Raw genomic sequence first — 21,866 nt, forward strand, 5'->3', positions numbered from 1 at the left:
AGTGCACTCGGAAAGTGCCTTTCGAGTTGGTGCGGACAGGACCCTCAGCAAGTCCAATCCTTCCAGCTCAAGGCACTTTTCACGTTTAACGATCGGTTCCGGCCGCTTCCCAGGCGAAAGCCCCAGGCTAGCGGCCGAGTCCGATCACCCGACGTCGCGAAGGATGGACCATGGCTGTGCGAAGCCAGGAGCGAGGCCGCAATGTCCGGGCCACCGATGAGAACCATCGGGCAACGCCCTTCGAGCTGTTTTTCGACCTGGTCTATGTCTTCGCGATCACGCGGATCACCGGCTCGATGGCGCGCGAGCACAGCGCCCTCGGCGTCGCGCAGGGGTTGCTGACGCTCGCGCTGCTGTGGGGCACCTGGTCCGGCTACACCTGGCTGGGCAACCATTCGCGGGCCGACCAGGGCCTGCCGCGGGCGGGGATGGTAGTGGCGATGGCCGCGATGTTCGTGGTCGGACTGGCCATCCCCGAAGCGTGGGCCGACGGGCCGGGAGACCTGCACGGCCCCCTCGTCCTGGTGTGCGCCTATCTGCTGGTCCGCTGGGCGCACCTCACGGTCTACACCGTGGCCGCGGCCGGGGACACCGGGCTGCGGCGCCAGATCGCGATCACCTGGCTGCCCATGCTGGCGGGTGGGGCCCTGCTGGTGTCCGGCGCGCTGGCGGGCGGCCGGCTCCAGCTGCTGCTGTACGCGGTCGCCGTGCTGGTGGACTGGGTCGGCATCTACCACACCGCCAAGCACGGCGCCTGGCAGCTGCGCAGTCCCGCGCATCTGAGCGAGCGCCATCACCTGTTCGTCATCCTGGCCATCGGCGAGTCCGTCGTCGCCGTCGGCGTCGGCACCGCCGACCTCCCCGTCAGCACGGCCCTGGTGTTCGCGGCCGTGTTCGGCGTCGCCGTCGCGGTGTGCCTGTGGTGGCTGTACTTCGACGTGATGGCGCAGGCGGCCGAGCAACGGCTGCGCCGGACCCGCGGCCAGGCGAGGGTCCGCCTGGCCGTCGACGCCTACACCTACGGCCACTTCCCCATCATCGCCGGCATCGTGCTGGCCGCCCTGGGCGTCGAAGGCGTGATCGCGCACGCGGCCGACAGCAGGCCGCTGGGCGCGTTCTCCGCGCTCGCCCTCTACGGCGGCTTCACGCTGTACCTCGGCGGGCACCTGCTGGTGGAGCGCCGTATGCACCACGCGCTGAGCCGTCCGCGGCTGCTGGCGGTCTGCGCCCTCCTGGCGGCCGTGCCGATCGCCGTCAACCTGCCGCCGCTGGCCGGACTCGCCGGACTGCTGGCCATCCTCATCACGCTGATCGTCGTCGAGACCATCCGGTACGCGAGGCCACCTGACGATCCGCAGGAAGGAAAACCATGACAACCCGCAGCACGATTTCCCTGCGCGTCAACGACGTGACGCATCGATTGTGCCTCGACCATCGCAGGACCCTGCTCGACGCGCTCCGCGAGGATCTCGGCCACACCGGGCCGAAGAAGGGCTGCGACCAAGGGCAGTGCGGGGCCTGCACCGTGCTGCTGGACGGCAGGCGGGTGGTGTCCTGCCTGACCCTGGCGGTCGCCGCCGAGGGCGCCGAGATCACCACCGTCGAAGGGCTGGCCGCCGACGGGGAGCTGCGGCCGATCCAGGAGGCCTTCGTGCGCCTGGACGGCTTCCAGTGTGGTTACTGCACCTCCGGTCAGCTGTGCTCGGCCGTCGGGATGCTGGCCGAGCGCGCGGCGGGCTGGCCGAGCGCGGTCACCGCCGACGTCTCACCCGACGGCCCCGTCGCCGAACTGGACGCGGCGGAGGTGCGTGAGCGGATGAGCGGGAACCTCTGCCGCTGCGGCGCGTACCCGTCGATCGTGCACGCGATCCTGGAGACGGCCGCTCGCGACGGGGTGACCGGATGAAGGAGTTCGCCTACCGCCGCGTGACGGAGATCCGGGACGCGCTGGCCGCCGGGCACGGCGGCGCCCGCTACCTCGGCGGCGGCACCAACCTGGTCGACCTGATGAAGTGCGGCGTCGAGACGCCCACCCAGCTGGTGGACGTGCGGTTCCTGCCGCTCGGCGAAATCCGCGAGACACCCGACGGCGGGCTGGCCATCGGCGCGACGACCACCAACAGCGACCTCGCCGCCCACCCGGAGGTGCGGCGCCGATATCCGGCACTGAGCCAGGCGGTGCTGGCGGGCGCGTCGGGCCAGCTCCGCAACATGGCCACCGTCGGCGGCAACCTGATGCAGCGGACCCGGTGCGCCTATTTCGCCGACCCGTCGCAGGCGTGCAACAAGCGGGACCCCGGCAGCGGGTGCGCGGCGATCCGGGGAGCGCACCACAACCACGCCGTCCTCGGCTGGTCGCCAAGCTGTGTGGCGACCCATGCCTCCGACATGGCGGTGGCGCTCGCGGCCTTCGACGCGGTCGTACGCTACGAGACCCTCGACGGCGGGGCGGAGATTCCGCTGGAGCGGTTCTACCCACCCGTCGGCGACACGCCCGAACGGGAGACGGAGCTGCCCGCGGGAGCGCTGATCACCGAGGTCGTCCTGCCGGGGTCGGCGGTCGCACCGCGCTCGCGCTACCGGAAGGTCCGCGAGCGCGCGTCCTATGCCTTCGCCACCGTGTCCGTCGCGGCCCATCTGGAGGTCAGCCGGGGAACCGTCCGCAGTGTACGGATCGCCCTCGGGGGTGTCGCGTCGCGTCCCTGGCGCGCCCGCGCCGCCGAATCCTTCCTGCTGGACGGCCCCGCCACGGCCGACCGGTTCCGCGCGGCCGCCGAGACAGAGCTGGCCGCCGCCGCGCCGCTGCCCGGCAACGGCTACAAGGTGCCGCTGGCGCGCAACCTCATCGCGGCCGTCCTGGCCGACCTCGCCGAGCCGTACTGAAGGGGAGATCTTCGCATGAGCATGGCCGTACACGTCGGCGCCGTCGGCGTCGCCCGCCCACGGATCGAAGGACGGGCCAAGGTCACCGGTGCCGCCCGCTACGCCGCCGACGAGCCGATACCCGATCTGGCCTACGGGGCGCTCGTCCTGGCCACGGTCGCCCGCGGGCGCGTCCGCGACATCGACGTCGCATCCGTACGGGACATGCCGGGCGTGCTCGGCGTGATCGACCACACGAACGCGCCCCGGCTCAACCCCGAAGCCGGGAACTTCTTCGGCCCCGACGGTGGGCTGCGACTGCTGCAGGACGACCTGATCCCGCACGCGGGCCGTCCCATCGCCCTGGTGGTGGCCGAGACGCCGGAGCAGGCCCGCGCCGCGGCCCAGGCACTGCCGGTGACCTATGACGAGCAACCCCACGACACGCGCCTTTTCGCCGGTCACCCGGCGGGCCGTCCCGCGTTGACGCTCTTCGACGCACCCGCCGACATCGGCGACGTGGACGCCGAGCTCGCCGCCAGCGCGGTGGTCGTCGACGAGAGGTACGGCACGCCCGAGGAGAACTGCAGCGCCATGGAGCCGCACTCGGCGACCGCGTGGTGGGAGGGCGACCGCCTGGAGGCCGTCGACAGCAACCAAGGGCCCTTCCAGATCGCGTTCACCCTCGCCACGCTCTTCCACCTGCCCCCGGAACGGGTGCGCGTCCGCGTCGACCACATAGGCGGTGGATTCGGCGGCAAGACCATGTGCGGCCCCCAGCTCATCCTGGCCGCGATGGCCGCGACCCGGTTCGGGCGGCCCGTACGCGTCACGCTGACCCGCGCCGAGGTGTTCCTGGCCACCGCGCAGCGGCCGGCCACCGACCAGCGCATCCGGATCGGCGCCGACGCCGACGGACGCCTGCGGGCCATCCACCACGACGCCACCTACGAGATCTCACCGCTCGCCGAGTACATCGAGGGCTGCACCGAGCTCACCAAGACGCTCTACGCGGCCCCCGCGATCCGCACCGCGCTCACCGTGGTCCCGCTCGACATCCTGCCGCCGTACTCCATGCGCGCCCCCGGCGCCGCGCCCGGCTCCTTCGCGCTCGAATCGGCCATGGACGAACTGGCGGAGCGGGTGGGCCTGGATCCGCTGGAGCTGCGGCTGCGCAACGAGCCCGGCGTCGGACCGGTGTCCGGGCTGCCGTTCAGCAGCAGGAACCTGGTTGCCTGCCTGCGCGAAGGAGCGCGCCGGTTCGGCTGGGCCTCCCGCGACCACCGGCCGCGCATGCGGCGAGCGGGACCACTCCTCATCGGCACCGGCCTGGCCGCCACCTCCTTCAGCACCGGCGCCTTCCCTTCCACGGCCACGATCACCGCCGAGCCGGACGGCACGTTCACCGTGGCCATCGCCGCCGCGGACCTCGGCACGGGCGCCCGCACCGCCCTGACCGCGATCGCCGCCGACGCGCTCGCGGTCGGCACGGACAGGATCCGGCTGCGCATCTCCGACAGCGCCATCGGTCCGGCGTGGGGCGCGGGCGGCTCCCGGGGGACGGCGTCCTGGGCGTGGGCGATCACCGAGGCCGCGGCGAAGATACGCGGTCCGGAGCGGCCGATGACGGCCACGGTCGACACCACGCAGTTGCTCGGCGATTTGGCGTCCCGCGAACGGCACGCCTTCAGCGCCGTCTTCGCCGAGGTCGGTGTCGACCCGGCCACCGGCGAGGTGCGCGTACGGCGGCTGCTCGGGATGTTCGCCGTGGGCCGGGTGATCAACCCGCTCATGGCGCGCAGCCAGGTCATCGGCGGCATGATCGGCGGGCTGTCGATGGCCCTTCACGAAGAAGGCGTCCGCGATCCGGTCACCGGCCGGCACGTCAACGCCGACTTCGCCGGCTACCACATCGCCGCCCACGCCGACGTTCCCGACATCGAAGCCGATTTCGTGCCCGACGACGAACCCGGCGTCCCCTGGGGGATCAAGGGCGTCGGCGAGATCGGCAACGTCGGCACCGCGGCAGCCATCGCCAACGCCGTCTGGCATGCCACCGGGGTCCGGCAGCGCCACCTGCCGATCCGTCTGGACCGCGTACTGGAGAGCTGACGACTCCGGGCTCAGCTCGGCCCCGGACGGGGCGTGGCGCGGGCGGGCAGGCGCAGGACGAACCGGGCGCCGCGGGGGCTGTCCTCGACGGTCAGGGTGCCGCCGTGGGCCTGGGCGAGCTGCCGGGCGATCGGCAACCCGAGCCCGGTGCCGCCGGGATCCCTGGCGCGGGAGGCCTCCAGGCGGGTGAACCGCTGGAAGACGGCCTCCCGCTGCTCGGGGGCGATGCCCTCGCCGTCGTCGCACACCTCCAGCACCGCGACCCCGGCCTCCAGCGTCAGGGTGACGGTGACGGCGGAGGCGGCGTGCCGTTCGGCGTTGTCCAGCAGGTTGTTCAGCAGCCGGGCCAGCTCGATCCGTGAGCCGTCCACCACCACGCCGGGCGTGAGACGGAGGCGCAGGCCGGCCTTGGCCGGGCGGCGCTCCAGCTCGCCGGTCACCAGCTCGGCCAGGTCGATCGGCTCATGGCGGCCGGTGACCCCGGCGTCCAGCCGGGCCACCTGCAGCAGGTCGCCGATCAGGGCCTGCATGCGTTCCACGCTGTCCAGCAGCGCGTCGGCGGTTTCCGGCCAGTCGGCCTGGTACGGGTCGATCAGCGCCTCCTCGATTCGGGTGCGGATGGCGGTCAGGGGACTGCGCAGGTCGTGGGAGGCGTCCGAGGCGAAGCGGAGCTGCTGCTCCACCGCCGATTGGGCGCGTTCCAGCGTGCGGTTCGCGGTCTCGGCCAGTTCCCGCAGCTCGTCGCGGTACTTCGGCACGGGCACCCGGTGCCGCAGGTCGCTGGCGGTGATCTGGGCGAGGTTGCCGCTGATGGCGCCCACCGGCTGCAGCGTCTTGCCCACGATCCGGTAGCCGCCCGCCGCGGTCGCCGCGACCAGCAGCGCGGAGCCGGCGGCGAGCGGGACGATCAGCTTGGGGCCGACGTACCAGGGGATGTCGGGGACGGCTATGTCGAGCTGCCAGACGCTGTCCTCGCGGTGGAAGGGGTAGGCGAGCACGATCATGCACCGGTGGGGGAAGACGCCCCCGTCGCAGGAGGTGGTGGTGGCGTAGGCGTCGGGATCGGGGCGCAGGTTCGTCATCGGCGGCTTGCCCACCATGTCAGGGGTGGCCGAGACCATGGTGCCGGCCGGGTCGAATACCTGGATCGCCTGCTCCGGGCCGCCCTCGATCGGATTGGGGACGCGCTGGCGCATCTGGGCGCCCAGGATCACGGCGTTGGCGAAGAGCTGCTCGGTCCGGTAGTCGACGGCCGCCTGCCGGACCATCACCACGATGAACACCGCCACGACGGTGCACAGCAGCGCCATGACGGCGCTGGCCACCACGGCCAGGCGGGTCCGGATCGAGCGACGATGCCACCAGCTCACTCTGATCATCCCCTCGTGATCAGAAGCATCGCGATACCTCCTCTACCGATCCTTACCGGTCCTGGGAAGAGCAACGACCAAAAAGTGGCAAACCCCAGCGCCGCCGAATCGGCATGGCGGACAGCGGTGACCATCCGCCGTGAAAGCGAATCGGCCGATCGGGTGATAAAGCAGTGACAGCGTTGTCGGGCGGAGGGACGTACATGGCGGGGAGGGCACCGCGGCCCGGCGGCCGGGCCTGCGTCGCGGGGTGGGTGCCGTGACCACGATGGCCTGGGCCGGGAACCCGCGCCAGGAGGTCGAGGACGCCGAGGCCATCCGCCGGTCCCTGGACGAGGCCGAATGGTTCAGCGTGATCTTCGACGGCCACTTCGCGGAGATCCACCGGTACGTCGCCCAGCGGCTGGGCCCCGGCAGCGCCGAGGACGTGGTCGCCGAGACCTTCCTGGCCGCCTTCCGCAGGCGGGCCAGGTACGACCCGGCCAGGGCCACCGTCCGCGCCTGGCTGTACGGCATCGCCACCAACGTCATCCACCGCCACCGCCGGGTGGAGGTGCGGATGTTACGCGCGCTCGGCCGCCACGGCCCCGACCCGGACCTGCCCGGCCATGAGGAACGCGTGGCCGTACGGGTGAGCGCGCAGAGCCTGCGGCCGAGCATCGCGGCGGCCGTGGCGGGCCTGGCCCAGCGGGACCGGGACGTGCTGCTGCTGGTGGCGCTGGCCGAGCTGAGCCATGAGGAGATCGCCGAGGCGCTGGGCATTCCGTACGGCACGGTGGGGTCGCGGCTGAGCCGGGCGCGGCGGAAGTTGCGCGCGGTGCTGGGGGAGCGCAATCCGATGCTCGACCGGAGGGAGGGCGAAGATGGATGAGCTCGGGCGGGTCCGCGAGTTGTACGGCGAGCCGAGCCTGGATCCGCTGGCCAGGGCCCGGGTGCGGGAGCGGCTGACGGCCGCGCCGCGCCGCCGCAGGCGCCGGCTGACGGGGATGGTGGCGCTGGCAGGGGCCGTCGCCGTCGCCGCGGCCACCCTCATCGCCCTCCCTGATCCCGAAATTTCGGGACCTGGGCGGTCGATTCTGCTGGCGGCGGCCCACAGCGCGGAGTCCGGCGGTGAGGTGTCGGGGGCGTACTGGCGGGTCAGGAAGCTGATCCGGCGTACCTATCCGGAGCGGCTCGGCAGCGGCTACTGGATGGTGGAGTCCCGGCTGGCCGAGCTGTGGGTGGCCCGCGACGGCCGGGTCTGGGCGGGAGCCAGGTCGCTGGGTGTCCGGCCGCGCACCCCGGCCGACGAGCTGGCCTGGCGAAAGGACGGGGCGCCGACCGCCTGGCCGGGGCTGCCGGGCGACCCCGGCAAGGGCACGCTGACCGCCACCGGCGGGGTGCCGTTCAGCATGGCCGGGCAGGGCATGACGATCGACCAGATCAGGGACCTGCCCGCAGATCCCGGGCGGCTGCGCGCGCTGGTGGAGCCGCTCGGCGAGGGCCTGGTGGCCGACGCGCTGAGCGGGCTGTTGTGGAGCAAACCGTCCCCGCCGGAGGTGCGGGCCGCCGCCTACCGGGCACTGGCCGACCTGCCGGAGGTGCGCTACCTCGGGGAACGCACCGACGAGCAGGGCCGCAGGGGCGCCGCGTTCTCCTTCGCGCTGCCCGACCCGCCGGGCACCCGGCGCACGCTGATCATCGATTCGGCCACCTCCCGGGTGCTCTCCTCGGTCACCGACGCCCCCGGCATCCTCAACGATCAGACCGAACTGGTCCTGGAGGCAGGCTGGACCGACCGGAAACCGGCCGCTCCCTAAACACTCGCCCGCGCTGATCGACACCTCCCGCGTTCTCTGATTTGGAGCAAACGCTTGTTTCGTCATGCCCTTTTCCGGCACCGCCCGCCGCAGGGCCCGGTCATCCCGGCCCGCTTCCCGCGCATCGAACCGGAGGAGGTGATGGCCGGGCGGGTCAGCTTCGTCGGCCTGCCCGCCGTCGAACTCGGCCGCGACATCGACTGGGCGCTCGACCCGCACCGCAACCGCTCCTGGGCGCTCAACCTGCACGCGCTGCGCTGGATGGGCGGCCTGGTGGCGGCCTTCGAACGCTCCGGCGACCGCGGCTACCTGGACCGGGCCGCCGAGATCACCGCCGACTGGGTCCGCAAGAACCCGCGCCGCGCCGCCGCCAGCCCCTGGGCGTGGGCCGAACACCCGATCGCCCTGCGCGCGCCGGCGCTGGTGCGGCTGAGCGCGCACGTGTCGGCCGGGTGGCTGTCGGCCACCCTGGCCGAGCACGGCCGGATCCTGGCCGATCCCGCCCGCTACCGCAACGGCCACAACCACGGCCTGGACCAGGACATCGCCCTGCTGGCCATCGGCGGCCGGCTGCGCCGCCGCGCCTGGGCCGAGCTTGCCGTACGGCGCATGACGGCCTCGGCGACGGCGGCCATCGACGCCCAGGGCGCGCTGCACGAACAGGCCCCCAAATACGGTGGTTACGTGCACGCCCGGCTCGGGGTGGCCCTGGAGGCGATCGAAAGGTGCGGGCTGGCGGCGCCCGCGGTGCTGGTCGAGCGGCGGCGGCTGCTGGAGAACTACGTCAGCCACGCCACCCAGCCGAACGGGCGGCTGGTCCCCATCGGCGACACCCCCGCCGACGCCGTCCCACGCGGCTTCCGGCACGAACCGGCCACGGTCGGGGTCTTCCAGGCCGGGTACGTGTTCGGCCGGACCGCCTGGGACGACCCCCGCTCGGCGTACTATTCCATCCGTTTCGGACCCGGCCGGGCGATGCACGGCCACGAGGACCATCTCGGGGTCACCTACCATGCGCAGGGGCGGGATCTCCTGGTGGAGGCGGGATTCCACTCCTATGAGGCAACGCCCTACCCGGCCTGGACCCGCTCACCGGAGGCGCACAACGTGCCGGTGGTGGAGGGAGCGGCCTTCCGCCCGGGTACGGCCACGCGGCTGGCGCACGTCTCGGTCACACCGCACCGGCAGGAGTACCGGCTCAGCGACGAGGCGTACGGGGTGGAGCGGCGGCGCAGGGTCGTGGTCGGGCACGGCGCCGAGGTGCTGGCCGTGTTCGACGAGGTACCACCCGGGTCGCGGGTGCGGACGATCTGGCATCTGGGACCGTCGCTGCGGGTGACGGAGGTCCGGGACGGGCGCGTGGTGCTGGCCTGCGGCGAATGGCGGGCCGCGCTGGTGCAACTCGCGCTGCCGTCAGGCACCCCACTGACCGGGCAGACCGTGACCGACGAGGTCATCGCGACCGGCTACCTGAAAACGACCACCACACCCACGGTGCTGTCCCCACCGGCCGAATCGATGCTGACCATACTCGTCCCCGGCACCCCAAATCCCGAAATTTCCACCCACAACGGAAAAATCATCGTCTGTACGCCCGGCGGGCCGGTCGACCTGACCTGAGTATCCGCCGCCCAACCGCCGGGCCGGCTACAGCTGGCATGCGGGGATCCCTAATCCACCTCCGCAACCGCCTGGGCGAACTGGGCCGAGTACAGCAGGGCGTAGGCGCCGTCAGCGGCCAGCAGAGACTCGTGTGTGCCCTGCTCGACGATCTGACCGTTCTCCATGACCAGGATCAGGCTTGCGTTGCGGATCGTGGACAGCCTGTGGGCGATCACGAAACTGGTGCGTCCCTCGCGCAGCGAGCTCATCGCCCGCTGGATGATCACCTCCGTCCGGGTGTCGACCGAGCTGGTCGCCTCGTCCAGGATCAGGATCGCCGGCTCGGACAGGAACGCCCGGGCGATGGTGATCAGCTGCTTTTCACCCGCGCTGACCGTCCCACCCTCCTCGTCGATCACTGTGTCGTATCCGTCGGGCAGCGTGTGCGCGATGCGATCCACGTGGGCCGCCTCCGCGGCAGCCTCGATCCGTTCGCGGGTGGCTCCTTCCGCCCCGTAACCGATGTTCTCCGCGATCGTGCCGCCGAACAGCCAGGTGTCCTGCAGCACCATGCCGATGTCGGCGCGCAGTTCCTCCCTGGACATCTCGGCGATGTCGACGCCGTCGATCGTGATACGGCCGCCGGTCACCTCGTAGAAGCGCATGATGAGGTTCACCAGCGTCGTCTTGCCCGCTCCCGTAGGGCCGACGATGGCCACCGTCTGGCCGGGCTCCACGGTCAGCGACAGGTTCTCGATCAGCGGCCTGTCCGGCGCGTAGCGGAAGGACACGTTCTCGAACGCCACGCGGCCCCTGATCCGTGCGGGCCGCGCGGGGTCGTCGGGCTCCCCGGACTGCTCCGGAGCATCCAGTAGCTCGAAGACCCGCTCGGCCGAGGCGATCCCTGACTGCACCAGGTTCGCCATACCGGCCACCTGGGCCAGCGGCTGGCTGAACTGCCGCGAGTACTGGATGAAGGCCTGCACGTCGCCCAGCGAGATCGAGCCTGAGGCCACCTTCAGCCCGCCCACCACGGCGACCAGCACGTAGTTGAGGTTGCCGATGAACATCATCGCCGGCTGAATGATCCCGGAGATGAACTGGGCCCGGAAGCCGGAGGTGAACAGGGCCTGGTTGTGCTCGGTGAAGGTCTCGGCGGTCTCCTGCTGCCTGCCGAACACCTTGACCAGCGTGTGCCCGCCGTACATCTCCTCGATGTGGCTGTTGAGCTTGCCCGTCGCCGACCACTGCTTGATGAACTGCGGTTGCGACCGCTTACCGATGGCTGCCGTGACGTAGATCGACAGCGGCACCGTGACCAGTGCGATGAGTGCCAGGAACGGTGAGATCCAGAACATCATCGCCAGCACTCCCACGACCGTCAGCACCGACGAGATGAGCTGGCTCATCGTCTGCTGCAGTGTCTGCGCGATGTTGTCGGTGTCGTTGGTGGCGCGGCTGAGGATCTCGCCGCGCGGCTGGCCGTCGAAGTAGCTGAGCGGCAGCCGCGCCAGCTTGGCCGCGATCCGCTCGCGCAGCCGGAACGCCGCCCGCTGCACGACGATCGTGGTCAGCCGGAACTGCACGATCCCGAGCAGCGCCGCCACGAGGTAGATCGCCAGCACCCAGCCCAGCACCTGGGCCAGTGCGGTGAAGTCGATGCCGTGGCCGGGCACCATGTTCATCGACGACACCATGTCGGCGAACATGCCCCGGCCCTCGGCACGCAGCCCCGCCACGGCCTGCTCCTTGGTGATCCCCTCGGGCAGCCGGGCCCCGATGATGCCAGAGAAGATCAGGTCCGTGGCGTGGCCGAGGATCTTGGGACCCGCCACGGTCAGTGCGACGCCGGCCGTACCGAGGGCCAGGACGACGGCCAGCAGCGCACGCTCAGGCCGCAGCAGCCGCAGCAGGCGGCGGAGCGAACCGCCGAAATCCAGCGCCTTCTCGGCGGGCCCGGACATCATCCGGCCCGGGCCGAAACCGGGCTGAGGGCGGCGCGAGGGCGCCTGGGTGGTCACGCCGCGGCCTCCTGTTCGGTGAGCTGGGACAGCACGATCTCCCGATACGTCGGGCAGGTGGTCATGAGCTCGGCATGATCGCCGCTGCCGACCACGCGGCCGTCGTCGAGCACGAGGATGCGGTCGGCGTCGCGGACCGTGCTCACGCGCTGGGCCACGATGACGATGGTGGCCTCTGTGATCTTCTCGGCCAGCGTGGCGCGCAGCCGGACGTCGGTGACGTAGTCGAGGGCGGAGAAGGAGTCGTCGAACAGGTAGATCCGGGGCCGGTGCACCAGTGTCCTGGCGATGGCCAGGCGCTGGCGCTGGCCGCCGGAGACGTTCGTGCCCCCCTGGGAGATCGGCTCGTCGAGGCCGCCGGGCATCGCCTCGACGAACTCGCGGGCCTGGGCCACCTCCAGGGCCTGCCACAGTTCCTCGTCGGTGGCGTCCGGCCTGCCGTACCTCAGGTTGGATGCGACGGTGCCGGAAAACAGGTAGGGCGACTGCGGGACCAGGCCGACGGCGCGGGAGAGCGCGACCGGGTCGAGGTCGCGCACGTTGACACCGTCGACCAGCACCTCGCCGGCGGTCGCGTCGAACAGGCGGGGGATGAGGTTGAGCAGCGTCGTCTTACCGCTGCCCGTGCTGCCGATGATCGCGGTGGTATGGCCCGGCCGTGCCGTGAAGCTCACGTCGCACAGCACCGGCTCCTCGGCGCCCGGGTAGTGGAAGTCCACGGACCGCAACTCCAGCTCGCCGAGGCGTCCTTCCGGGGTGACAGGGCTTGCCGGTGGACGAACTGTCGGCTCGGTGTCGAGCACCTCCTCGATGCGCTCGGCGCAGACCTCGGCGCGGGGAATCATCATGAACATGAACATCGCCATCATCACCGACATGAGGATCTGCATCAGGTACGCGATGACCGCGGTCAGTGCGCCCACCTGCATGGTCCCGTCGGCGATGCGGTGGCCGCCGAACCACACCACGGCGACACTGGACAGGTTCACCACCAGCATGACCGTGGGGAACATCAGCGCCATCAGCCGCCCGACCCGCAGCGACACATGTGTCAGCTGGTTGTTGGCCACGCCGAAGCGCTCGCGCTCGTGCCGGTCGCGGACGAAGGCCCTGATGACCCGGATACCGGTGATCTGCTCGCGCAGCACCTGATTGATCCGGTCGATGCGCTCCTGCATCGTGCGGAAGAGCGGGCGCATCCGCATCACGATCAGGCTCACGATGACGATCATCAAGGGCAGCGCGACGAGCAGCAGCGACGACAGCGCCGTGTCCTGGCGCAGCGCCAGCACGATGCCGCCGACGCACATGATCGGCGCGGCCACCGTCATCGTGAACGTCATCAGCACGAGCATCTGGATCTGCTGCACGTCGTTGGTGGTCCGGGTGATCAGAGACGCCGGGCCGAACTTGTTGACCTCCTGGGCGGAGAAGTCCTGCACGCGGTGGAAGATCGCCGCCCGCAGGTCGCTGCCCAGGGCCGTCGAAGTCCGGGCGCCGTAGTACACGGCCACGATCGAGCAGGTGATCTGGATGAGCGTCACACCGATCATCACCAGCCCGATGCGTGCGATGTAGCCGGTATCGCCCTTGAGGACGCCGCTGTCGATGATGTCGGCGTTGAGGGTGGGGAGATAGAGCGTGGCCAGCGTCTGCACGAACTGGAAGAGGACGGCGAGCGTGATCTCTTTCCCGTACGGCCTGAGCTGGACCCGCAAGAGACGGAGCAGCATTAGGAGGCACTTTCGGTCGAAGCGGTGGGGGAGGGCCGCACGAGCAGTCCATCGAGCAGAAGGGAGACGATCTCCTCGTCGTTCAGGTCGCCGAGCTCACCGCCATGCCCGAACCCGCGGTGCACGCTCACCGCGATCAGCATGAGCAGCAGCTGTGCCGTGGCCTCGGGGGAGCGGCGCAGCCGGTCACGGTCCGGCTCGACCAGGGCGGCGAGCCCGGCCGATATCCGATGCCGGCCGTCCATCATCCGCTCGCGGAACTCGGCGTCCTCTGCCATCAGCTCCCTGGGCGCGACGACGAGGTTGGCGTTGGCGCTCATCCCTGTCCGCAGCGTCGTGACCGCCTCGCGCAGCCGCGCGCGCAACTCGATCTGCGTCCCGATGGCCACCAGCGCGTCCAGCAGCGGTTGCGGGTCGAACGCGCTCATCAGCGCAGCCCGCAGCAGGGATGCCTTGTCGGGGAAGACGCCGAAGATCGTACCCTCGGCCACGCCCGCGGCCTCGGCGATCTGGCGGGTGCTCACCGCCGTGCCGTACTCCCGCAGCAGCGTCACCGTGGCGGCGATGAGTGCGCTACGGCGGTCTTCCGGTGCCATGGCCGGCACTCTCCGCCTCTTGGTCATGCGGAGGATCCTAATGAGCGAGTACTCACTCGTTCAAGTCGTCAGGTGCCGGTGCCGACCGCGGTGCCCGGTCCCAGCGGTTCGCCTTGCGTGACCTGGCACCAGGTAAGGCGCAACATGCCATGCAGCTTGCTGACAGATCACCGCCATTGTCTTGCCGCGACCTGATTCGCCAAACTCGAAGACGGAAGGCCGGGGGCGTTCTGGCAATTCATTGAGAGTGATAAATCTGTGATTCGTCATGCCTGTGCGGACTTACCAACGAGCTCGACGGTTTGGGTTCCGCTGCATGGAATTTCCATTCGTGTGGAATTCTTTGGCTGATCGCACTGCGAAGGTGGGGCTGGCGCAGTGGTCACATTCGGATTTTCATTCCAATTACGGGGGGAGATGAAGTCATGCAGAAGAAGCCGATGCCGGTGCCGCTCGATCAGGTCCCCGAGGTCGCGGAGTTCCTCACGAGGCTCCGTCTGGGGACGCTGAGGCAGGACGCGGTCTCCGGGTTCTTCGGCCGCAACGATTCCTGGGCGGGCGTGACCGATGCGGGCAACCCCGTTTTCGTCAAACAGGTCAGCGGGGAGGCGGACATGGTCCGCCGAAGGGTGGCGCGGATCAGGGCGATGGGCGCGCTGCTCGACGCGCACACGGTGATCAACACTCCCCGTTTCCTCGGCGACGACGGCGAGTCTGGCCTGGTGGCCTTCGCCCTGCTTGAGGAGGCCAGCAGCGGAGCCGACCTCGCCGCTGAGGACGGCTTCACCTGGGAGTTCGCCCACACGGCCGGGACCCAGATCGGAACGCTGCACAGCCTCCAAGCGCCGGCACCGGTAGCCGAGGACACCTCGGAACCACCGCTCCCGCCGCTTGACCGCCTGTCCGCTCTCCCCCTGGAGACCTACGCGGCGATGAGCGGGGGAGAGCTGGAGGCGTGGCGGATCCTGCACAACGACGCCGTGGTCGTCGAGGCCATGAGAAACCTGTCCCGGCGGGAGAAAGACGGTTCCCGCGCCCTGGTCCACGGGGATCTCCGGCTCGACCAGTTCCTGCACCACGACGGCGTGCTGTATCTGGCCGACTGGGAGGAGGCCAGACTGGCCGATCCCGCCCGGGACATCGGTGCCTTCGCCGGTGAATGGCTCTACCGCGGCGTGCTCGGCATGGCGAGCGACGAGGACGCCGTCGGCGACCGCGAGCTCGTGGTCAACGGCGCTCGGCGGTTCGAAGCCCTGCGCCCGTACGTCGAGGCGTTCTGGTCGGGCTATCTGGAAGCCAGGCAGGCAGCCCGCGCCGACCGCGAACTGGCGGTCAGGGCGGCGGCCTTCGCCGGCTGGCACATGTTCGATCGGCTCCTCGCCGGCGCCTTCCAGCGCGGGCGGCTGACCCCCTTGGAGCGCGCCGCGGCGGGCGTCGGGCGCAAGGTCCTGCTCAGCCCCGCCGAATTCACGGTCACGTTGGGCCTCGGAGGTGGAAGGTGAAGCAACCACTCGATCGGGTGCGAATCAGCGCTGACCTGACCTCTGCCACGGTGGATGATCGTGAGGTCACCGCCAACGGTCCCAAGGCGCTCCGGGCCGCGCTGGCGGTCGCGCTTTACGACGTGTTCCATGCCGGCCAGGAGCCCAAGGAAGGCCCGCGGCGCAAGTCGATCCGTGACCAGGGGTTCGAGCGGACTCTCCGCGAGATGGTTCCGCACCGCGACTCCCCTGTCCTGGCCCCGGTGGAACCGGGGTCGCCGGGCGTGGTTCGTCTGCACGGCGTGCGTGTGCTGGTCCCGGAGCCACGGCTCGGCGCCGAGGTCGAGACGCCCGGCGGGCTGTCGCGATGGGTCCGGCTGCCGGCCGTCCTGCCGGTGCTGTCTCCCGGCTTTCTGGTCGCCGGCGGATCGCTCGGCCTCGGCTTGGAGGCGGGCGAGTACGTGCGGGTGTATGTGGGAGCCGAAACGGCCGACGCCGCCCCCGGATTGTGGGGCGCGGTACTCGCACGGCTGGAGGAACTCCAGGTCGCCTATCGCGCCAAGGTGCTCTCCGCTCGCGACAGCCATCCGCGCCGCGACTCCATCGTCGTTTACCTCGGGCGGCGTTCATGGCATGTCGTACCGGAGATCGTCCAGGCGGCCTCCGCCGCCGGTGGGCTCCGTCAGGACCTGTCCACCTACGTCGCCGAGCTTGACCGCGGCATCGGCTGGGCCTGGGAGCCGCGTGATTCCCGGCCCGGGATGCGAGGCCTGAGTTTCGGCGAGCACCGCTCCCACGCCATCGCCACTGGACTGCTCGCCTATGCCGAACATGGCGGCGACCGGGACGAATCGGTGAACGAGGCGCTGCGGGCCGCTGGGATCGCACCCGACGCGGTCCACCGCAACCTCGACTCGCCGACGCTTCCTTTCGAGACCTCCGGATCCGAACCCGGGTCTGGATCCTTCGAGAGCAAGGAAAGGAGGTGAACACATGTCCACTGAGCTTCTGATGGAGGGGGCCGACGCCTACACCTCGCTCGCCGAGGTCGCGACGGTTTCCGGCCCCACCGCTGAACGGTGGCCCGACCAGAGCTACCTCACCAGCCCGCTCTGCCTCATCGCCTGGACCATCGATTCCAGCTGCTGATAGCCGGGGGTGAATGGCGGTGTCGCGGGCCCCGACACCGCCAAAGCCCGCTCGAGTGCTGGTGACGGATCTGAGCGGCGGTGTCACGAGGCGCGCCCGTGACACCGCTCAGGAGAGTGGAGGTGACATGGTTCCCGGGCTACTGTTCCCGGCCCAGCAGATGCATCCCGATGCGGTCGCGCCCTTCGGGGAACTGGTGATGAACCGGCTGGCGGCCCGGCTCTGGCTGGGCCAGTCCGTGATGGCCGAGACGCATCAGACCTTCGCCTACCTGGCGGGCCGGGGAATCAAAGTGCCATGCGGGCTGGGTGTGACGCTGATGCCGCTGCGGCACCCGATGGAGGCGGCGACCCAGGCGCGCAGCCTGGCGGTGCTCACCGGCAGCCCAGTGGTGGCCGGGTACGGCGCCGCCACTCCGGAGCTGGTCAGGGCGCTTCGTGGCGCGCCGTACGAGAGGCCGGCGACGGCCGCGGCCGGGTATGCCCAGGCAGTGCGCGGCATTCTCGACGGAGAGACCGCCGCGCTTCCCCCGATGAAGCACCCGCCCGTCGAAGTAGGCCTGGGCGTCATCCGCCCGGGCATGGCGCGTGCGGCGGGCGCCGTAGCGGACGTGATCATCACGTGGATGACGCCGCCCGCCTACCTCGGCGACACGCTCCTGCCCGCCATGGCCGAGGGCGCGGCGGGCCGAGCCGTGCCGCCCCGCGTCGCCGCCGTCGTGCACGTGGCGCTGGCCGACTCCGGGCGTGATCCGCGCAAGCTCGCCCACAGCGCGGCCGGGCGGCACCTGGGGGCGCCGCACTACACCGACATGCTCAGGCGGGCCGGGGTGCCCGCCGACCCGGCGGACCCGCGTGCGGGCGCCGCGGCTCTGGTCGAGGCCGGAGTTTACGTGTACGGCACACCGGAAGAGGTCGTCGAGCGGCTGCGCGGCTATCGCGAGGCCGGCGTGAATGAGATCATCCTCAACACCGCAGGCGTGGCGCGGACCGAAGGATTCACGGCGGCCCTCGCGGATGCCGAGCGGATCCTCGGCGCCATGGCGGACGCCGATGACTGAGATCGGGCGGCCCCAGAACGCGCCGCCGTTTCACGCCGAGCGCCTGCTCCTGCTCGCCACCGGGTCGCTCAGCGCCACTTTCCTTCCGTACTGGCTGAACTGGCTGAGGCTCTCCTACCACGACCTTGAACTGAGGGTGGTGCTGACCAGAAGCGCGGAGCGGTTCGTCAGCCGGCAGTCGATCGCGGCCATCATCGGCAAGCCCGTGCCCCTCGACGTCTGGGAGGACACCCCGGAGCCGGGCTCTCCCCACGTGGACTACGCCATGTGGCCCGACACCGTGCTGGTCTACCCGGCGACCTACCACTTCCTGAGCCGGTTCGCCAACGGGTTCGGCGACACCCCCATGCTGCTGGCGCTTCAGTGCACCTCCGCGCTGATCGGAATCGCGCCCGCCCTGCCCCCCGGGGCCACCGACTCCTACGCCTACCGGCAGAACCGCGCGGCGATCGAGGCCCGGCCCAACGTCGTGGTCGTCGACCCGGTGCCCACGTTGAGCGCCCACACCAGAGAACGGGACGCCATGGCGTCCGCACCGATCACCACCCTGATCGAGCGGGTGGCCATGCTGCGCGCCGACCGGGAGAAGGAGTCCCCGTGAGTGACGCCGTCAAATCCTTCGGCACGGCCTTCGTGCTCACCACGATCGTCCGCCGCCGGGACGGGGACTACCAGTGGACCCGGCGGCCTGGGCTCCACCGGGGCAGCGCGATGGGCGCCCCTGATCCCGGCGCGGCCGCGCTCATCCAGGCGACGCGGCAGGGGAGGGTCCCGCTGAGGCTTCCCGAGCGGGTGGACGAGGAGGGCGTGACCTACCGGACCAATCAGGATCACACGCTCGCGGGCCTGCTCCTCGGCACCGGAGCAGGTGCGGGCGAGCCCGTGACCGAGGTCGAGCGCATCGTCGCGGACACCCTTCTCGAGACCGGCGCGAGCCTCGCGCGGCTGCACGCCCTCCCCCTGCCGCAGACCGGCCTGCCCTCTCCCGAGGGCCCGCGGCGACTGCTCGCCTGGCTACGAAGCGGGCAGGGGCCCGGCGGCGCGCCGGAACTGCACCCACGGGCAGCGGAGATCCTGGGCGGTGATCGGATGGCCGCGGTCGCCGCGTGGTGCGCTCCGGCGGCGGGACCGGGGGCACTGCTGCACGGCGCCCCCAGCATGGGCATCCTCCTGCCCATGCTCCCCGGCCGGGACGGCTGCCTGCTGACCGGTGAAAACCTGAGCGCCGGTCCGCCGGAGTCCGACCTGGGCTGGCTCATCGGCGAACTGGTGGAGTTCCGTGAAACGAACCGGCGGTTCGGCGCGCTCCGGGACGTCGACTACGACCTGCTCATCGGCCGCGTGCTGGACGGCTACGCCGCCGCCGTGGACCACGCCGCCGTCGGCAGGGCCGCCGCGGTGCGCTTCCTGAGCCATGTCTACGACTTCGCCGCCTTCGTCAGGTGGAAGGACGTCCTCGTGGACTACCTCAAGCTCGTCGCCGACGTGATCGACGCGGCGGGCGAAGGCCGGCTGCTGCGGTCCGCCGACCGGGCGAGGCGTCCATGAGAACCGCCGAGATCACTCGCGTCACGCTGCCCAACGGGCTGCGGGTGGTCGTCGAGGACGAGCATTCGGCGCCCGTCGCGGGCGTCGCCGTGCACTACGGCGTCGGCTTCCGGGCGGAGACCGAAGGCGCTTCGGGGCTGGCCCACCTTTTCGAGCACCTGATGTTCCAGGGGGAGGCGGGCAGCGAACAGGACCATTTCCAGCGGGTCGAAAGCGTCGGGGGGTTCTGCAACGCCTCAACCCGGCAGGACTACACCGACTTCTACAACGTTGTCCCCGCCGAGGCGGTCGACCAGGTGATCGCGCTGGAGGCGGGCCGGATGCGGGCTCCCAAGATCTCCGAACGCGCCATCCGGACACAGGCATCCGTGGTGCGAGAAGAAATCCTGGGCAAGATCCGTAAGCCCTACGGCGGGTTCCCCTGGCCCAGGTTGTCGCCCGTGCTCTTCCGCGACTTCGCCAATGCCCACGATGGGTACGGCGACTACGCCGCCCTCCGGGACGTCGGCCCTGGTGACTGCGCGGATTTCTTCGACCGTCACTACAGCCCGGCCAACGCGGTGGTGACGGTGGGGGGTGACGTGCGGCCCGAGGCGGTGCTGGAGGTCGTCGAGCGCACATTCGGGGAGATCCCGCCCAGGCCCGCCCCCAAGCCCGTCGCCCGGTGGGAGCCGGAGCCGATCGGGCGATCGGAGGCCGGCTACCACGACCCACTGGCACCGCTCCCCGCCCTGGCCATCGGCCACCGGGTGCCTGATCCGGCCGCCGACCCCGGCGCCCACTTCGCGCTGTCCGCCCTCGCGGGTGTGCTGACCGGGGGCGTACGGCCACGGCTGCGCGAGCGGCTGCGACGGGAGACGGGCCAGCAGGTCACCTTGTCGGCCCGTGTCGGTCTGTTCGACTTCCTCGACGCTCGCGATCCCGACATGTGGATCCTCACTGCGATTCACCCGAAAGAACTGCCCGCCGATCGGGTACTGGCTGCCGTGGACGCCGAGTTGGCGTCGCTCGGCGCGCTGGGACCTGCCGACGAGGAACTGCGGCACCGCCGTACCCAATGGGTGAGGTCCCATCACCGATCCATGGACCACCTCGCCTACCGGATACGCATGATCGGGCGCTTCGAGTTGCTGTTCGGCACCCCTGGCCTCGTCGCGCGGCTGCCTGACCTGTGCGAGGGGGTGACCGCCGCCGATGTGGCGGCGGCCGCCCGCGGCCTGCGGCCGGATTCCCGCGCGCTGCTCACGATCGTTGCGGGGGAAACGCGATGAGGAGCGGAATCGTTGATCGCACCTTGGGGAACGGTCTGCGCGTACTGACGCTGCGGCACGGCGTCACGCCTCTGGTCGAAGTGCGTCTCCACCTTCCCGCGCCCTGTCCGACGCCGCGCGATCTTGCCGAGTCCGCGCTGCTGGCGGCCTGCCTGCCGTACTGGCAGGGGACGAACGAAGGCGTGGAGCTGAGGGCGGTTGCCGATGTCTATCGGATGACCGTCAGCGCCTGTTGTTCCGGGCACGAGATGAACGCACTCCTCCAGACGCTGGCGGAGGTGGTGCGGGGTGGTGTGCCCGCCGAGGTGGGAGCGGCGCGCGATCAGCTGATCGCGCAGCTCAGGGTGGCCAGGGCTCACCCCGAGGCCGAGGTCAGGTCCGAGCTGGCCCGGCGCCTGTTCGGCGACCATCCAGTGACCTTCCAGGCCCCCGAGGAGAAGGAACTGGCCGAGATCGCGCGATTGCGGCCTCGGCCGTTCGACCCTCGTGGCGCCCTCCTGGTGATCCTCGCACCGGACGACCCCGAGCGAATGGCGGATGCGGCGGACAGGACGCTGAGCCACTGGCAGCCGGCCGGGCGGGGCGCCCAGCCGCTGCCGCCCCTTTCCGAGATCGAGGGCGGTCAGCTGGCACTGCTGCCGCGGCCGGGCGCGCCGCAGTCCCTTATCCGGTTGCGCGCCCAGGCCGTGGCGACGGGAGACCAGCTTTACCCAGCGCTCTTCCTGGCCAGTAGCGTCATGGGCGGCTACTTTTCCTCTCGGCTGCCGAGAAGCCTGCGCGAGGACAAAGGCTACGTGTACGGCGTCAGCGCATTCTTCGACACCCGTCCCGGCAGTGGTCTTCTGGCGATCGAGGCCGACACCGCGGCCCCAACCACCGACGCCACGATGGAGGCGCTGACCGCCGAGCTGCGCCGGATGCGGACGCATCCTCCCACCAGGCAGGAGATCCACGGCGCTCGCACCTACGCCCTCGGTTCGATGGCGACGCGCCTGGCCCCGCGTCCTGCGCTCGCCTCCGCCTTCGCCGACTTGGCGGCGAAGGCCGTTGACCCCTGCTGGCTGCTCGACTTCCCGCGCCGGCTGGCCGCTGTGACGCCGGACGCCGTGGTGGCGGCGGCCGAGGAGTTCCTCGCTCCTGAGCGGTTCTCCGGAGTGGTCGCCGCGGATCCCGGAGTGCTGGGTGAATGTGGTGCGGTACTCGACCTGACGGCCGGTCGCCGACCGCACTCACCGGCGTAAAGCGTCTCGTCGGCTCCGGCG

Annotated in this window: 19 protein-coding genes; 15 read left to right on the forward strand and 4 right to left on the reverse strand. The window is 70.8% G+C overall.

The genetic code is table 11. From position 1 onward, the window contains the following. The first annotated feature begins 170 nt into the window (after positions 1–170). From KIP79_RS00005 to KIP79_RS00020, 4 genes are read left to right on the forward strand one after another with little or no spacing between them, the layout of a single operon-like run. Positions 171–1,373, forward strand: coding sequence for a low temperature requirement protein A (locus tag KIP79_RS00005; RefSeq protein WP_214102557.1), 1,203 nt, complete (start codon positions 171–173; stop codon positions 1,371–1,373). Beyond that, the gene (locus tag KIP79_RS00010) at positions 1,370–1,906 is read left to right on the forward strand and encodes a (2Fe-2S)-binding protein (protein ID WP_214102558.1); all 537 of its coding nucleotides are present in this window, start codon (positions 1,370–1,372) and stop codon (positions 1,904–1,906) included. Before KIP79_RS00005 ends, KIP79_RS00010 begins: the two co-directional genes overlap by 4 nt. Next, positions 1,903–2,883, forward strand: a complete 981-nt coding sequence (locus tag KIP79_RS00015) for an FAD binding domain-containing protein (RefSeq protein WP_214102559.1) — start codon at positions 1,903–1,905, stop codon at positions 2,881–2,883. The genes KIP79_RS00010 and KIP79_RS00015 overlap by 4 nt, the downstream gene beginning before the upstream one ends. Before the next feature lie 15 nt (positions 2,884–2,898). Further along, entirely contained in the window at positions 2,899–4,974 is a 2,076-nt protein-coding gene (locus KIP79_RS00020; RefSeq protein WP_250212467.1) for a xanthine dehydrogenase family protein molybdopterin-binding subunit, read from the forward strand. A gap of 11 nt (positions 4,975–4,985) precedes the next feature. Here KIP79_RS00020 and KIP79_RS00025 read toward each other — a convergent pair whose 3' ends face one another. Beyond that, the gene (locus KIP79_RS00025; protein WP_214102560.1) at positions 4,986–6,344 is read right to left on the reverse strand and encodes a sensor histidine kinase; all 1,359 of its coding nucleotides are present in this window, start codon (positions 6,342–6,344) and stop codon (positions 4,986–4,988) included. A 268-nt stretch (positions 6,345–6,612) separates the two neighbouring features. On the opposite strand from KIP79_RS00025, the gene KIP79_RS00030 reads away from it, so the two are divergent. The 3 genes from KIP79_RS00030 to KIP79_RS00040 are packed head-to-tail and all read left to right on the forward strand — an operon-like array spanning position 6,613 to position 9,763. Next, positions 6,613–7,215, forward strand: coding sequence for an RNA polymerase sigma factor (locus KIP79_RS00030; RefSeq protein WP_214102914.1), 603 nt, complete (start codon positions 6,613–6,615; stop codon positions 7,213–7,215). After that, the gene (locus tag KIP79_RS00035) at positions 7,208–8,143 is read left to right on the forward strand and encodes a CU044_5270 family protein (protein ID WP_214102561.1); all 936 of its coding nucleotides are present in this window, start codon (positions 7,208–7,210) and stop codon (positions 8,141–8,143) included. Before KIP79_RS00030 ends, KIP79_RS00035 begins: the two co-directional genes overlap by 8 nt. Before the next feature lie 54 nt (positions 8,144–8,197). Next, positions 8,198–9,763, forward strand: a complete 1,566-nt coding sequence (locus KIP79_RS00040; RefSeq protein WP_250212468.1) for a heparinase II/III domain-containing protein — start codon at positions 8,198–8,200, stop codon at positions 9,761–9,763. Positions 9,764–9,813: 50 nt separating this feature from the next. Here the strand turns inward: KIP79_RS00040 and KIP79_RS00045 are convergent, their stop codons facing one another. The 3 genes from KIP79_RS00045 to KIP79_RS00055 are packed head-to-tail and all read right to left on the reverse strand — an operon-like array spanning position 9,814 to position 14,122. Beyond that, positions 9,814–11,766: an ABC transporter ATP-binding protein gene (locus KIP79_RS00045; protein ID WP_308169478.1), complete on the reverse strand. Its 1,953-nt coding sequence runs from the start codon at positions 11,764–11,766 to the stop codon at positions 9,814–9,816. After that, a complete protein-coding gene (locus KIP79_RS00050; RefSeq protein ID WP_214102562.1) occupies positions 11,763–13,499 on the reverse strand; it encodes an ABC transporter ATP-binding protein in 1,737 nt (578 codons plus the stop codon). The genes KIP79_RS00045 and KIP79_RS00050 overlap by 4 nt, the downstream gene beginning before the upstream one ends. Continuing rightward, a complete protein-coding gene (locus KIP79_RS00055; protein ID WP_214102563.1) occupies positions 13,499–14,122 on the reverse strand; it encodes a TetR/AcrR family transcriptional regulator in 624 nt (207 codons plus the stop codon). Before KIP79_RS00055 ends, KIP79_RS00050 begins: the two co-directional genes overlap by 1 nt. A gap of 398 nt (positions 14,123–14,520) precedes the next feature. On the opposite strand from KIP79_RS00055, the gene lxmK reads away from it, so the two are divergent. The 8 genes from lxmK to KIP79_RS00095 all read left to right on the forward strand — a co-directional run bounded on the left by lxmK (position 14,521) and on the right by KIP79_RS00095 (position 21,845). Next, positions 14,521–15,597: a class V lanthionine synthetase subunit LxmK gene (lxmK, locus tag KIP79_RS00060; RefSeq protein WP_214102564.1), complete on the forward strand. Its 1,077-nt coding sequence runs from the start codon at positions 14,521–14,523 to the stop codon at positions 15,595–15,597. A gap of 17 nt (positions 15,598–15,614) precedes the next feature. Further along, on the forward strand, positions 15,615–16,565 hold the full coding sequence (locus KIP79_RS00065) for a T3SS effector HopA1 family protein (protein WP_214102565.1): 951 nt from the start codon (positions 15,615–15,617) through the stop codon (positions 16,563–16,565). Between the two features lie 4 nt (positions 16,566–16,569). Beyond that, positions 16,570–16,725 carry a hypothetical protein gene (locus tag KIP79_RS00070; protein ID WP_214102566.1) on the forward strand — a complete coding sequence of 52 codons (156 nt, stop codon included), beginning with the start codon at positions 16,570–16,572 and terminating at the stop codon, positions 16,723–16,725. 127 nt (positions 16,726–16,852) lie between these two features. Further along, positions 16,853–17,785, forward strand: a complete 933-nt coding sequence (locus tag KIP79_RS00075) for an LLM class flavin-dependent oxidoreductase (RefSeq protein ID WP_214102567.1) — start codon at positions 16,853–16,855, stop codon at positions 17,783–17,785. Further along, on the forward strand, positions 17,778–18,386 hold the full coding sequence (locus KIP79_RS00080) for a flavoprotein (RefSeq protein ID WP_214102568.1): 609 nt from the start codon (positions 17,778–17,780) through the stop codon (positions 18,384–18,386). The genes KIP79_RS00075 and KIP79_RS00080 overlap by 8 nt, the downstream gene beginning before the upstream one ends. Beyond that, positions 18,383–19,333 carry a hypothetical protein gene (locus KIP79_RS00085; RefSeq protein ID WP_214102569.1) on the forward strand — a complete coding sequence of 317 codons (951 nt, stop codon included), beginning with the start codon at positions 18,383–18,385 and terminating at the stop codon, positions 19,331–19,333. Before KIP79_RS00080 ends, KIP79_RS00085 begins: the two co-directional genes overlap by 4 nt. Further along, positions 19,330–20,604 carry a M16 family metallopeptidase gene (locus KIP79_RS00090; RefSeq protein WP_214102570.1) on the forward strand — a complete coding sequence of 425 codons (1,275 nt, stop codon included), beginning with the start codon at positions 19,330–19,332 and terminating at the stop codon, positions 20,602–20,604. Before KIP79_RS00085 ends, KIP79_RS00090 begins: the two co-directional genes overlap by 4 nt. Beyond that, a complete protein-coding gene (locus tag KIP79_RS00095; RefSeq protein ID WP_214102571.1) occupies positions 20,601–21,845 on the forward strand; it encodes a M16 family metallopeptidase in 1,245 nt (414 codons plus the stop codon). The genes KIP79_RS00090 and KIP79_RS00095 overlap by 4 nt, the downstream gene beginning before the upstream one ends. The last annotated feature ends 21 nt before the right edge of the window (positions 21,846–21,866 follow it).

Source organism: Acrocarpospora catenulata, assembly GCF_018476525.1.
GTDB classification, from domain to species: domain Bacteria; phylum Actinomycetota; class Actinomycetes; order Streptosporangiales; family Streptosporangiaceae; genus Acrocarpospora; species Acrocarpospora catenulata.